Annotated in this window: 11 protein-coding genes; 3 read left to right on the forward strand and 8 right to left on the reverse strand. The window is 66.5% G+C overall.

The features are described 5' to 3' along the window. The first annotated feature begins 89 nt into the window (after nucleotides 1-89). A complete protein-coding gene (locus tag XcodCFBP4690_RS12690; protein ID WP_104541280.1) occupies nucleotides 90-1,559 on the forward strand; it encodes a mannitol dehydrogenase family protein in 1,470 nt (489 codons plus the stop codon). A gap of 183 nt (nucleotides 1,560-1,742) precedes the next feature. On the opposite strand, the gene XcodCFBP4690_RS12695 is transcribed toward XcodCFBP4690_RS12690, so the two are convergent. From XcodCFBP4690_RS12695 to XcodCFBP4690_RS12705, 3 genes are all read right to left on the reverse strand, one after another. Then, entirely contained in the window at nucleotides 1,743-2,132 is a 390-nt protein-coding gene (locus tag XcodCFBP4690_RS12695; RefSeq protein ID WP_167394598.1) for a bleomycin resistance protein, read from the reverse strand. Further along, nucleotides 2,107-2,535, reverse strand: a complete 429-nt coding sequence (locus XcodCFBP4690_RS12700) for a hypothetical protein (RefSeq protein WP_244183640.1) — start codon at nucleotides 2,533-2,535, stop codon at nucleotides 2,107-2,109. The genes XcodCFBP4690_RS12695 and XcodCFBP4690_RS12700 overlap by 26 nt, the downstream gene beginning before the upstream one ends. 72 nt (nucleotides 2,536-2,607) lie before the next feature. Then, entirely contained in the window at nucleotides 2,608-3,030 is a 423-nt protein-coding gene (locus tag XcodCFBP4690_RS12705; protein ID WP_104541282.1) for a hypothetical protein, read from the reverse strand. A 237-nt stretch (nucleotides 3,031-3,267) separates the two neighbouring features. Between XcodCFBP4690_RS12705 and XcodCFBP4690_RS12710 the strand changes: the two genes are divergently transcribed. Beyond that, nucleotides 3,268-3,426, forward strand: a complete 159-nt coding sequence (locus tag XcodCFBP4690_RS12710) for a DUF2256 domain-containing protein (RefSeq protein ID WP_104541283.1) — start codon at nucleotides 3,268-3,270, stop codon at nucleotides 3,424-3,426. Nucleotides 3,427-3,510: 84 nt separating this feature from the next. On the opposite strand, the gene XcodCFBP4690_RS23430 is transcribed toward XcodCFBP4690_RS12710, so the two are convergent. Continuing rightward, nucleotides 3,511-4,551 (reverse strand): DNA-binding protein, encoded by a 1,041-nt coding sequence (locus tag XcodCFBP4690_RS23430; protein ID WP_244183641.1) that lies wholly within the window; start codon nucleotides 4,549-4,551, stop codon nucleotides 3,511-3,513. Between the two features lie 238 nt (nucleotides 4,552-4,789). Here XcodCFBP4690_RS23430 and XcodCFBP4690_RS12725 point away from each other — a divergent pair, with 238 nt between their 5' ends. Further along, a complete protein-coding gene (locus tag XcodCFBP4690_RS12725) occupies nucleotides 4,790-5,836 on the forward strand; it encodes a Kelch repeat-containing protein (RefSeq protein ID WP_104541284.1) in 1,047 nt (348 codons plus the stop codon). A 234-nt stretch (nucleotides 5,837-6,070) separates the two neighbouring features. On the opposite strand, the gene XcodCFBP4690_RS12730 is transcribed toward XcodCFBP4690_RS12725, so the two are convergent. The 4 genes from XcodCFBP4690_RS12730 to uxaC form a co-directional block, all read right to left on the reverse strand. Next, complete coding sequence (locus XcodCFBP4690_RS12730) at nucleotides 6,071-7,108, reverse strand: SMP-30/gluconolactonase/LRE family protein (RefSeq protein ID WP_104541285.1); 1,038 nt, start codon at nucleotides 7,106-7,108, stop codon at nucleotides 6,071-6,073. Between the two features lie 68 nt (nucleotides 7,109-7,176). Then, nucleotides 7,177-8,289 (reverse strand): endo-1,4-beta-xylanase, encoded by a 1,113-nt coding sequence (locus XcodCFBP4690_RS12735; protein WP_244183645.1) that lies wholly within the window; start codon nucleotides 8,287-8,289, stop codon nucleotides 7,177-7,179. Nucleotides 8,290-8,647: 358 nt separating this feature from the next. Continuing rightward, nucleotides 8,648-11,323, reverse strand: coding sequence for a beta-galactosidase GalB (gene galB, locus XcodCFBP4690_RS12740; RefSeq protein WP_104541320.1), 2,676 nt, complete (start codon nucleotides 11,321-11,323; stop codon nucleotides 8,648-8,650). Nucleotides 11,324-11,621: 298 nt separating this feature from the next. Then, nucleotides 11,622-13,037, reverse strand: a complete 1,416-nt coding sequence (gene uxaC, locus XcodCFBP4690_RS12745) for a glucuronate isomerase (RefSeq protein ID WP_104541286.1) — start codon at nucleotides 13,035-13,037, stop codon at nucleotides 11,622-11,624. Nucleotides 13,038-13,053 lie beyond the last annotated feature (16 nt).

Raw genomic sequence — 13,053 nt, forward strand, 5'->3', positions numbered from 1 at the left:
TGCTGGCGCGGGGCGGGGCGCGGAGCGGGGGTTGCGGTGAGGGGACGGCGCAGGCGACTCCATCAACTCCCTAGTGCGCGGACACCACGATGCAAGCCCCCCGTCTTTCGCTCGATACCCTTGCCACCCTGACGCCAGCGGTGTCAACGCCTGCTTACGATCCAGCAACCACCACCATCGGCATCGTCCATCTAGGCGCAGGCGCCTTCCACCGCGCCCACCAGGCCGTCTATATCGATGACCTGCTGGCAGACGATCCCGGCTGGGCCATCTGCGCCGTCTCGCTGCACAGCCCGCAGGTGCGCGACGCGTTGCGCCCGCAAGATGGCCTCTACACCCTCGCCCTGCTCGACGAGCACCCGCAACTGCGCATCATCGGCGCCATCCGCCAAGTGCTGTGCGCCGCCGACGAGCAAGCCGCCGTGCTCGCGCGCCTGGCCGATCCCGCCGTGCGGCTGGTCACCCTCACCGTCACCGAAAAAGGCTATTGCCTGGCCGGCGACACGCTCGACCTGCATCACCCCGACATCGTGCACGACATCGCCAACCCCGCCGCGCCACGCAGTGCGGTCGGCTATCTGGTGGCCGGCCTGTACCAGCGCATGCAGTCCGGCCTTGCACCCTTCACCGTACTCAGTTGCGACAACCTCACCGATAACGGCCACCTGCTGCGTCGTGCAGTGCTGCTGCTGGCGCGCCAGCACGACGCCGCGCTGGCGGTGTGGATCGAACAGCAGGTCAGTTTTCCGTGCTCGATGGTCGACAGCATCACCCCGGCCACCGACGAGGCACTGCGCACCCAGGTACAGGCGCAGACCGGCCTGCACGATGCCTGGCCGATCCAGCGCGAGCGCTACAGCCAGTGGGTGATCGAAGACGATTTCTGCAACGGCCGCCCCGACCTGGCGCGCGTCGGCGTGGTGCTCAGCGACGACATCGCCGGCCATGCGCGCGCCAAGCTGCGCCTGCTCAATGCGCCGCACTCCACGCTGGCGTATCTGGGCAGCTTGCTGCAGCTGGAAACCGTTGCCGACGCCATGGCGCATCGGCCGCTGGCGGCGTTCGCCGAGGCGCTGATGCGAGACCACATCGCACCCACGCTGCAACCGATGGAGGGCTTCGATGCGCAGCGCTACAGCGACGCGATTCTTGCGCGCTTCCGCAATCCCGCCATCCGCCATCTGCTTGCGCAGATCGCCTGGGACGGCTCGCAGAAGATTCCCGTGCGCCTGCTCGCCACCATCGACGACGCGCTTGCAGCGGGCCGGCACATCGACCGCCTCTGCTTGCCGGTCGCCGCGTGGCTGCAGTTCGTGCGCCGGCAGGCGCGCAACGGCGTGGCCCTGGTCGACCCCTTGAGCGATGCGCTGGGCGCGCTGGGGCGTGCAGCCACCGGCGATGCAGACGCTGATATCGCTCGCTTTGTCACGATGGAAGCCGTGTTCGGCACGCTGGCTGCGGACCCGCGCTTCATCGATGCGCTGACCAGCGGCTATGCCGCGCTGGGCGATGCCACGCCAGGCCGCGTGGACGCTGTCCTTGCTGCGCTGAGTGCCTGAGCGAGGTGATGGAGCCAGGATGGCCGCCGGCGTGTGCGCTGCTCGCTCGACCCAGGTTGCTGCATCGGGCTCGGGTCGCCCGACAGGCAAGGACACCCGATGCAATCCTTACCTTGCGGCTCCATGCACGACGTCAATGGCGGCACCGGCCTGCGACCGGACACCGCGCAATGACAGCGCGGGTCAGTGGTCGCCGATGACCTGCCCGATCCGCAGCAGATTGCCGCTCTCGTCCACGATCGCAAATTCGCGCATGCCCCAGGGCTTGTCGCCCACCGCATCGATCCTTGGAATTCCCCGGGCCGGGAGCGCCGCTGCCTGCATCGCTGCATGGAGGGCATCGACATCGCTCACCCGCAGATAGCAGCCCGCATAGCAGCTTGCCGGATCCAGATCCGGGTGTGCGAAGAAGTGCAGCTCCAGATCGCCGCGCCGCAGGATGGCGTAGCCTGCATCGTGTGGATGCGCATCGCCCTCGAAACCAAGCCGGCGATAGAACGCCAGCGTCTGCGTGATCGATCGGCTGGGCAGGATCGGAATGGTCTGGTCAGTGGTGTTGGCCTTGGCGTTCATCGTCAACTCGTCTGAAGTGATGATCGGGTTCAAACCGGTAAGGCATGTGCTGGCCACACGAAGCGCTCAGATGCGCGTGCAACCCGTCACGACGGCCACCCCTAGCTGACGGGTATACCAGCTCACCTGCCGCAAGTATCCACCGATGCAGCAGGTGGCTGCATACCCCAATGGCCGCAGCAGCGTGTGGCCCCCATCGCGCGTAGGCGTCTCCAAGTGCCGGGGCCAGGCCCTGCAGCAGCACGGCGCCAAGCTGGCTCACCAACAGGTAGGCGAATACATCGATGCCCAGCATCTCCAGCAATGGCACAGCCGCTGCAAGTTGCGGGTTCGATGCGATGCAGGCGATCATCAACGCGGTGACTGCAACGGCTGCCCTGCGATTCACGGTGATTTGCCACATGGGGATGAACCTGTAGACCGTCTCGGTGTCGAGGATGGCAGCACCGTCCAGCCGCCCTGGCCTGCGTCTCGATCACGATGCCCGGACGCCCTGCCTGGTGCCGGACGTGCTGGGAATGCGCATCAGCACCAGCACCAGCAGCACCACGAAGCTCAGCTCCCACACATAGAACGCAGCACCCACGTGGTCGATCATGACCTGATGGCCGGCTTCGTTCCTGTCGAACCGGGTGGCGCGAAAGGTATCCAGCCCGATCAGGCAAGCCGCCACCAACAGGGCCGCCGCCATCTTGTCCACCTTGAGCAAATAACACAGCCACGCCAGCAGGAACAACGGATTACTCATCCAGGCCACGCACTGGCCATCGATCACCTGCATCCAGCCGAACAGCAGAATGACGAACCCACCCAGGCTGGTATCGCCGCCATGCAAGGCAGGCAAACACAGCGCAATGCCGTACAGCAGGGCCGATAACACGAGCAGAAACGGTTTCATGGGCGTCCTTGTCTGACGATGCGGCCAGTGCATGCCGCCGTTTGCGGAGGTGTGGCTCGCATCTGTACAGGCCAGCCTGCGCTCACTATAGACAATGCACGCACGCTGTGGCCGAAACGCCGCCTAGGATGCCCGTGCGTGCCCCAAGTGAAAAACCGGCACGGTGGGACTTCGGTCCGGGACGTCGCCGTGACATGCTGGAACCACACCGCACCGCACCGCACCGGAGCCTTCCCCATGGCACCCCATAAGAAGCAGAACTTGCCGGAAAAGGTCTGCGTTCAGTGCGGGCGACCATTTCGCTGGCGCAAGAAGTGGGAAAAGGTGTGGGACCAGGTGAAGTACTGTTCGGATCGGTGCCGCGGCGAGAGCAAGCGACAACGTCCGGTACCGTAGTCTGCTGTCGGCTGGGACCCGGCTGCGCTCACACGCGATGGCGTCCGCACAAACCGGACCATCCTGATACGCAAGGGCTGGTGGCTAATGCTTGCGTCCGTTTTTCGCAGCGCCCGATCCGCTCGTCTTGCTTCTCGCATTGCCCTTGCGTGCAACGGCCATGTTATCCACCAGATTGGGATAGGGGCGACCCGCTGCCTTGGCGCGCTGTCTGGCCTGTGTCTTTTGCGCTGGAGAAAGCGAACGTTTCCGCGAAGCCCGCTTCGGGGCTGGCGTGTTCCATGGCGCAGAGGCCTTGCCCGCGCCTTTCTTCGCGGTACTGCGCGTGGAAGCGCTCTTGCTGGCCGCAGCTTGGCGAGCGGCAGTCTTTTTTGTCGCAGCCTTCTTTGCAGGACGTTTTTTCGCCGTCGCTTTCCTGGCTGCAGTCTTGCTTGCTGCGGTCCTCTTGACGGCCGACTTTTTGGCGGCCGTTGTGCCGCTAGCCTTGCGCGCGCCTGTCGATGATGTGCGTTTAGCCACGCTACCGGCCCGCGCTCGTTTGCCCGCGGTTTTTCTTGCCGAGGATTTCTTCGCGGCGGTGGTTCCTCCCGTTGTTGTTGTGGCCTTCTTGGCGGCGGTGTTTGCAGTGCGCTTTACCGTCTTCCTTGACGCGCGTGTCTTCTTACCCCCCGCGTCGGTAGCGGCCGTGCTGCTGGCTCTTGCGGCCTTGCCTGTTGCGCTCTTCGCGTTGGTGGCATCCTCCAGCCGCTGGTACAGCCGCGCCGCCCAGCGCTGGCCTGCATCGCCGCCCCAGAGCAGCCAGGCGATATAACCAGCCGATGGCGCGCGACGGTCGGCCCATCCCTTGCCGTTCTTGTCCACGCTGTGACGCGCGAAGTACGCATGCATGCGCCGGATGGTCTGGGTTGAAAGCGATCTTTGCGCTGACAGATCGCGTGCACGCGCAACGCCGATCGCGGTACCGCCACGCCCATGCTGCTCGCGCAGCCGCAGTCCGCGTGCCGCGGCGCTGGCAACGTTCTTGGGCGGCGTCGTAGAAATCGCCTGCTTTGCTGGTGTGCGTGCCACAACCCTCTCCTGCTGCATCGAGTTGCCGTAGTGTTCGCATGCGTGGTGCTGCTGCATGTGAAGAGCGGGAGCCCGGTCAGCGCATGCGGCGCGCCAATTGACGTCGTAGCAGGACGCGGGCTGTCCAATGCGCACACTGCAATGGCGTTGGTTCGGCAAGCCAGCTGCTCGCACAGCACGCGTGGCACCAGCATCCGCCGCGCCAGCGCTGGCTGCAGATCAGCCTGCTTATGCGAGTGGATCATCGTGCAGGTGTCGCTACACTGGCCTGCCAAGGTGACTGGAAGAGTGCTGCATGCGCCTGTTGAAGACCTCGTTCTGCGCGAGCCTGCTTGCTGCCGCGATCGGCACCCTCCCTATGCCGGGTCAGGCGGCCGACAAGGCAGCGCCGGCAGCTGCTCCGGCGCCATCGCAGCAGTCGCGCCAATGGCAGGCGCTGATCACCCGCAACAAGCCGCATGCGCGGCATGAAAACAGCATGGTGGCCATCGGCGATCGCCTGTATCTGGTCGGTGGACGCGATCAGCGCCCGCTGGAGATTTTCGACACTCGCACGCGTCGCTGGTCGCAAGGCAGTGCGCCACCGCTGATGGTGAGCCATGCACAGGCGGTGGTGTCGTCCGGCAAGCTGTATTTTGTGGGCGGCTTTACCGGCGACTATCCCGAAGAAACGTCGCTGACCAATCTGCTGATCTACGATCCCCAGACCGACCGCTGGCAGGTCGGACCAGAGATTCCCAAACAACGCCGCCGCGGTGCTGCCGGCGCCGTGGAGCACGACGGCGTGCTGTATCTGGTCGGCGGCAACACGCGCGGGCATATGAGCGGCTATGTGCCATGGCTGGATGCCTTCGATACCCGCACACAGCAATGGACGCAGCTGGCCGATGCGCCGCACGCGCGCGACCATTTCCATGCGGTGGTGATCGACGGAAAACTGTATGCCGCCGGTGGGCGCAGGTCGGCGCACGAAAGCGGCAATACCCTGGCGCAAACCGTCCCGGAGGTCGATGTCTATGACATCGGGCGCGGCACCTGGTCGGTGGCACCGGCCGCGTTACCGACCCAGCGGGCAGGCACTGCCGCCATCGCACGCAATGGCCGGCTGCTGGTCATGGGCGGGGAGAGCACGCAGCAGGTCAAGGCTCACGACGAAGTGGAGGCCTATGACCCCCACGCCGGCACCTGGACCACGCTGGCAGCACTGCCGCAAGGCCGCCATGGCACCCAGGTGGCCGCCATCGACGGCACGCTCTATCTGGCCGCCGGAAGCGCCAACCGTGGCGGCGGCCCGGAGCTGGACGATGTGCTGATGCTGGAGCGCGAGACAGCGGCCGATTGAGCTTGTGTCACCTCACTGGCGACTGCACATCGCTCGCGACCGGAAGCTGTCGCGCGCCAGCGTGACACGCGCTTGCCGAATCCAGCAGCAGCGCCTCCGTCAAGCGCCGCTTGAGCCTGGCGCCGACGCCTGGTTGCATCGTCGGCGATCGCACGATGCAGCGATGCCCACGCGCATCGAGCAATGGCTGTCTCCATGCGCTGCCGCCCAGGTGCGCAGGCGCGCACTGCGCTATCAACGCACGAACTGCAAGCCCAGCGACTTGACCCGCACGCGGGTCAGCATCGCGTGCGAGGTCATGTAGAGGGTATGGCCGTCGTTGCCGAACGCGCAGTTGGAGATGGCCTCACCGGTTTCGATGCGACCCAGCCGCTGGCCGGACGGGTCGAACACGATCACCCCGCCGGGGCCAGTGGCGAACAGGTGGCCGTCAGACGAGACCGCCATGCCGTCGGGCAGGCCGGGAGCATCCTTGGCGACCAGGTCCGAGGCATCGGCGAACACGCGCTTGCCGGTGACGGCACCCTGCGCATCAAGCGCATACGCCATCCAGATCGGTCGTTTGGGGTCGGAATTGGACACGTACAAGGTGCGCTCATCCGGCGATAGCGCAATCCCATTGGGAAAGCTCAGGCTGTCGTCCAGCAGATGCACGCTGCCGTCGGGGTCGAGCCGGTAGACGCCGTTGTAACGCAATTCCTTGACCGGCGAGTCGTTGAGATCCTTCAGGCCATACGGCGGATCGGTAAAGAACACCACGCCGTCGTTGCGCCGCACCACATCGTTGGGACTGTTGAAGCGCTTGCCGTCGAAGCTAGTGGCCAGCGGCGTCTTCTTGCGAGTGGCCGGATCGAGCCTGGCCACGATGCGCGTGCCCGAATCGGCCAGCAGCACCGTGCCACCGGGCTCGGCATACAGGCCATTGGCGCCTGCTTCGCGCAGCGTGGCCTGTTCCGGGCCGACGTAGCCGGACGGCGACAGCAGCACCGACAGACCGGCATCCTCGGACCAGCGATACAGCGTGTTTTCCGGCACATCGGTGAACAACAGGTAGCCCCCGCTGCGCACCCATGCCGGGCCTTCGGACCAGGTGAAGCCTTCGGTGAGCTTCTCGATGCGCGCATCGGCCGCGATCACCTTGCCAAAGCGCGCATCGAAGCTTTGCAGATGCCCGATGGCGGTGAATCGCGGCGGCGGTGTGTCCTTCTTCGTGCAGGCAGCGACAATGGCCAGCAGCGGAACGGCCAACAACAGATAGGGCGACAAGCGCATCGGCAAGGTCCGGGTTCAAGTGCATGCCATCATGCCATCATGCGCGCCGCGCAGGCTGGCGAACGCGGCTATTGCCCGCCGGCGGCGGGCACCGCCAGCACCGCATCCAGTGCCGGCTTGGGCCGGTGAGTGCGATCGAACAGCAGCGGATAGTTGGTGCGGCCGGGCACCGGGTAATCGTTCTTCCACGACATGCCGTCGGTGACGCCCCACACGCTGACACGCGCCAGCTTGTCGCGCTTGCGCCAGAACAGCGCGAACAGTTCCGCATAACGCTCGGTCAACTGCGCCTGCACCTGCGGCGGCAACCCAGCGCGATACGGATCGAGAAAACGCTTGAATTCCGGCAGCTGGAACTGCTTGTGCGCCAGACCCGTTCCGATTACCTGGCCTTCCTTGGTGATCGGCAAGACATCGATGTCCAGTTCGGTGATCATGACCTTGATGCCGAGCGCGGCGTACGCATCGATGGCATCTTCGATATCGCGCAGGCTTGGGTAGTTCAGCCCCCAATGCCCCTGCATGCCGACGCCGTCGATGCGGATACCGGCCTGCTGCAGCATCCTGACCATGCGCACGATGCCATCGCGCTTGGCCGGGCGCCAGGCATTGAAGTCGTTGTAGTAGAGCTCGGCATCCGGCGCGTAGCGCTGCGCGAAGGCGAAGGCATTGCGCACCACGGTGTCGCCATCGCCCACGCGTTGTACCCAGTTGGTGGCGCGGTAGCTACCGTCTTCGTCGATGATTTCGTTGACCACATCCCAGGCCTGCACCTTGCCGACATAGCGCCCGGCAACCCGCTCGATATGCGCGCGCATGCGTTCGACCTGCGCAGCCGAGGTGTTGGGTGTGCCCTGCGCATCGACGAAGAACCACTCCGGGGTCTGGTTATGCCAGACCAGCGTATGCCCGACCACGAACATGCGCTGGCGCTGGCGCTGCGCATAGGCGACGAACGCGTCGGCGGCGGCGAAGTCGAGCACGCCCGGCCGCGGCGCGACGACCTCGGCCTTCATCACGTTCTCCGGCGTGAGTGCATTGAAATGGCAGGCGACCAATGCCGCCGAGGCAGCATCCTTGCCGGAAACGATCTCGGCATCGACCGCCGTCCCCAGCAAGAAGCCCTCGGAGTAGGCGGACTTGAGCGTCACCGCTGCGGGTGCGCACGCCGGCGCTGCCATGGCTGCTGCAGCGATCAAGCTCGAGCCGAGCAGCAAGCCGCAGCGCAACAGCCAGGATAGGTGATGCATGGACGTTCTCACTGTCAAAGGGAGTGCCTGGTGAGGGATGCGGCGTGTGCACACCGATGGGGGAAGGACGGCAGCGGCCGTGCATCGCGCAGTCACCGGGCACCGCCGGCACGATAGCCCGGATGCGCAACCACAGGCACGTGTTCCGCATCGCCTGTGCGCATGGCGCCGTGCATGCGCTCGACGCGCCTGCGGTGCGTGCATGCGTGTCTCCTTGGGCCAGCCCAGGCGAGTGAGGGGCCCAACGCGCCACGCAAGCATCCCGCACCGCCGCCGCGCAACACGTGACTCATTCGGCCTGCACCTGCACACGGGTCGCTTGCAGCGTGTCCGATTCCACATGCAGGATGATCGGCCCGCGCGCGCCGGTGTGTGCGCGCACGATGGCCAGGCACAGGCCGTTGAAGGCGTTGCGTTGCGCCGAGCCGAACGGCTCCAGGTTGGTGGGGTCGCCGTTGTCGGTGGCCACCAGCTCGCCGGGCCCTTCGATGCGAAAGCGCAGGCGGTCACCCGCGGTCGGTGCAGCGCGGCCCTCGCGATCGAGCAGGCGCACGGTGATGAAGCTCAGGTCCTTGCCATCGCCACGGATGCGGCTGCGGTCGGGCGTGGCCTGCATGCGTGCGGCACGGCCGGCGGTCTGCACGCGGTCGCTGGCCCACGGTGTGCCGTTCCGGTACGCCTGCACGCGCAGTTCGCCGGGCTGGTACACCACCGCGTCCCACCGCAAGCGGTACTGCAGCGGGCCCTTGCGCTTGCGTCCCTGCGAGACGCCATTGACGAATAGCTCGGCTTCGTCGCCGGAGGTGAACACGTGCACCGGGGTGACCTGGCCCTCGCGCCCCGGCCAGCTCCAGTGCGGCAGCAGATGCGCCATCGGCAGGTCCGGGCGCCACCGCGACTGGTACAGCCAATAGCGGTCCTTGGGAAATCCCGCCAGGTCCAGGATGCCGGAATAGGAGCTGCGCGAGCTGTAGTACGGCGTGGGCTCGCCCAGGTAGTCGAAACCGGTCCAGACGAATTCGCCGGCCACGTAGGGGTGCCGGTCCAGCGCCGCGAACACCTTGTCCGCGCTGGAACCGAAGTCCACCGCATGCAACTCATACGCGCTGACCTGATGCGCCACCGCATCGCCGCCGCGCCCCTCGCGCACCGGTGCGCTGATGTCCGGGCTCACCGGAAACAGATACACCCCGCGGCTGCTCAGGGCCGATGCGGTCTCGCTGCTGAGGATCGCCTTGTGCGGAAACTTCGCATGGAATGCCGGGTATTGCGGCTGCTTGCGAATACGCTCGGTACCTTCGAATTCCGGCGCATCGCGGATGCCCTCGCCCTGGTAGTTGAGGCTGATGACATCCAGCGCGGCGGGCAACGGCATGTCCGGCGAAGCGTAGTTCATCGTCACCGTGGCCGGACGGCTGGGATCCTCGTCGTGCACGATGGCATGCAGGCGGCGCGCGATCGCCGCGCCCTGCGCGCCGGTGTATTGCTCACCGACCTCGTTGCCCACGCTCCACAGCATCACCGAGGGATGGTTGCGGTCGCGCCGCAACATCGCGCGCAGGTCCGGCTCGTGCCATTGCGGGAACACCAGATGGAAGTCCAGCGGGGTCTTCTTCATCTCCCAGCTGTCGAAGATCTCGTCCACCACCAGCAGGCCCATGCGATCGGTGAGTTCCAGCAGCTCCGGCGCCGGCGGGTTGTGGCTCATGCGGATCGCATTGGCGCCCATCTGCTGCAGCAACTGCAGCTGGCGTTCGGCCGCACGCAGATTGAACGCCGCGCCCAGCGCGCCGAGATCGTGGTGGTTGTTCACGCCGCGGATGGACACATGCTCGCCGTTGACCAGCAGGCCCTTGTCGGCATCGAACACGATGCTGCGGATCCCGAACCGGGTGTCGTAGCGGTCCACCACCCGCCCGTTCTGGCGGACCTCGGTCACCGCCACATAGCGGTGCGGCTGCTGGGTGGGCGGTGGTCCCCACAGTCGCGGATTGACGATCTGCACAGTGCCCTGCACACGGGCACTGCCGCCGGCAGGCACGGCAATCTGCGTTGCGGCGATCTGCGCGACCGCCTCGCCACTGGGCGTACCACTTGCTGCGTCGAGCACATAGATGGCAGTGCTGACCTGCGCTTGCGCTGCAGTGCGAGCAGCGTTGTCCAGCGTCACGGCCAACTGCACCTGCGCCGATGCCGCCGACACCTGCGGCGTGGTCAGCTGCGTGCCCCACTGTGCGATGTGCAGCGGTGCGGTCTTGGTCAGCCACACATGGCGATACAGCCCGCCGCCGGGATACCAGCGCGCCGAGTCGGGCGGGTTGTCCAGGCGGATCGCCAGCTGGTTGCGCCCGCCGACAATCGCATGCGGGGTCAGGTCCACGCGCCAGGAGCTGTAGCCATACGGCCAGCCGCCGACCAGCTCGCCGTTGAGCCAGACCGTGGCATACGACATCGCGCCATCGAGATCGAGAAACAGCGAGCGGCCGCGGTCGCTGGCCGGAATCTCCAGGGTCTTGCGGTACCAGCCCACGCCCCAGCTCGCCAGTCGGCCCATGCCGCCATACGGCCCCTCGGCGAGAAACGGCCCGGCAATGGCCCAGTCGTGCGGCAGGTCCACCGCCTGCCAGCGGCTGTCGTCGAAACCTGCCTGCACATAGTCCACGCCGCTGCCTGGGTGGCCGGGCGGACGCAGATGGCGTTGTGCGGGATCGGCGATCAATGCATTGCCGGTTGGCAGGATCCACGGCTTGAGCACCGCGCTCGACGGTGCCGGCGGTTGCTGCGCCTGATCCGGGCGCGCATCGGCCACCTTGCCATCCTCGCTGCGAACGACCTGCGGGCGCACGTCGTAATCGAGCACCACGGTATTTCCCCGCGGATCGCCGCGCTGGAAGCGCCAGCCCGCGTCCAGCGACAGCCGTTCGCGCGGTGCGCTGCGCGGCTGTTCTGCCACTGCATCGGCCATACCGGCTGCATTGACGCTGCAGACAAGCGCGGCCAGGCCAGCACGCAGCATGCGCAGGAGATGCGGCTGCCGCGTGTCCAGGCGCAGGGCACGGGCGCGCCTGCCCAGGCGGGACAGCCACGCCCGTCGCGGTATGAGGCGAGGTAACGGTACGCGCGCGCCGCACGGGTTCGTACGTGCCTGGGCCGCGCCTGCGTGGCGCTGTGCGGCGGCTAGGGTCATCGGCTCAGTGCCTCGGCGCATTGCACGTGCAATGCGCCAGTCGTGGCATGCGCGCGCGCATTGCGCCGACCCACTCTCACAGCTTGTAGGCCTGCTTGGGCAGGCGATAGGCCAGGTCCACCGCGATCTCCGCAGCCTCGTCCTCGTCCAGCCGATGCTCGGCCACCAGCTTGGCCAGGAATGCACTGTCCACGCGCCGCGCCACGTCGTGGCGGGCGGGAATCGACAGGAATGCACGCGTATCGTCGTTGAAGCCCACCGTGTTGTAGAAGCCGGCACTGGCCAGGGTCTGCTCGCGAAAGCGCCACATGCCGTCGGGCGCATCGTGGAACCACCACGCCGGGCCCAGCAGCAGTGCCGGGTAATGCCCCGCAAGCGGCGCCAGTTCGCGGCTGTAGCTGGTCTCATCCAGGGTGAACACGATCAGGCGCAGCCGCGGGTCGTTGCCATGGCGATCCAGCAAGGGCTTGAGCGCATGCACATAGTCGGTGCGCATCGGGATATCGGCACCCTTGTCGCGCCCGTAGCGCTGGAACAGCGGCTGGTTGTGATTGCGGAAGCAGCCCGGATGCAGCTGCATCACCAATCCGTCGTCCAGGCTCATGCCGGCCATTTCGGTCAGCACCTGCGCGCGGAACAGCTCGGCCTGTTCCGGCGTTGCAGCGCCGCGCACCACCGTCTCGAACAGGCGTTGCGCCTGCCCCGGCGACAGGTCGGCGGTGGCGGCGCTGGGATGGCCGTGGTCGGTAGAGGTGGCGCCGTGCGCGGCAAAGAATGCGCGGCGTTGTCGATGCGCGCGCAGATAGCCGGGCCAGGTCAGCACATCCTCGCCGGTCAGTGCACCGAATTGCTGCAGCGCGCCGGCGAACTGCTCGTGCTCCGGGTCCACCACCGGGTCCGGACGGTAGGCGGTCAGCACCCGTCCGGTCCATCCGCTGTCGGCAATGGCGGCGTGGTGCTGCAAGCTATCCAGCGGCGACTCGGTGGTGGCGATCACCTCGATGTTGAAGCGCTCGAACAAGGCACGTGGTGCGAATGCCGGAGTCTGCAGCGCGGCGGTGATGTGGTCGTAATAGTGATCGGCGCTGGCCGCGTCCAGCCGGATGCGCAGATCGAACACTTCGTGGAAGACATGGTTGAGCCACAGCGCCGAAGGCGTGCCGCGCAGCAGTGCGAAATGCTTGGCGAACACACGCCAGGCCGCACGCGGGTCCACTGCCGCGCGCGTGCCGTCGGCACGCGGAATGCCCAGCGCATCCAGATCGATACCCTGGCTGTAGAGCATGCGGAACACGTAGTGGTCGGGCACCAGCAGCAGTTCGGTGGCGTTGGCGAATGCGGCGTTGCTGGCAAACCAGGCCGGGTCGGTGTGGCCATGCGGGCTGATGATCGGCAGCCGGGCGATCTGCGCATACAGACGACGCGCGATCGCCCGCGTGCCAGGGTCGGCGGGTAACAGCCGGTCGTCGTGCAGTGTCAGGGGAGAAGGCATGGGCATGGAATCAGGG

Origin of the sequence: Xanthomonas codiaei (assembly GCF_002939785.1) — a bacterium.
Classification (GTDB): Bacteria; Pseudomonadota; Gammaproteobacteria; order Xanthomonadales; family Xanthomonadaceae; genus Xanthomonas; species Xanthomonas codiaei.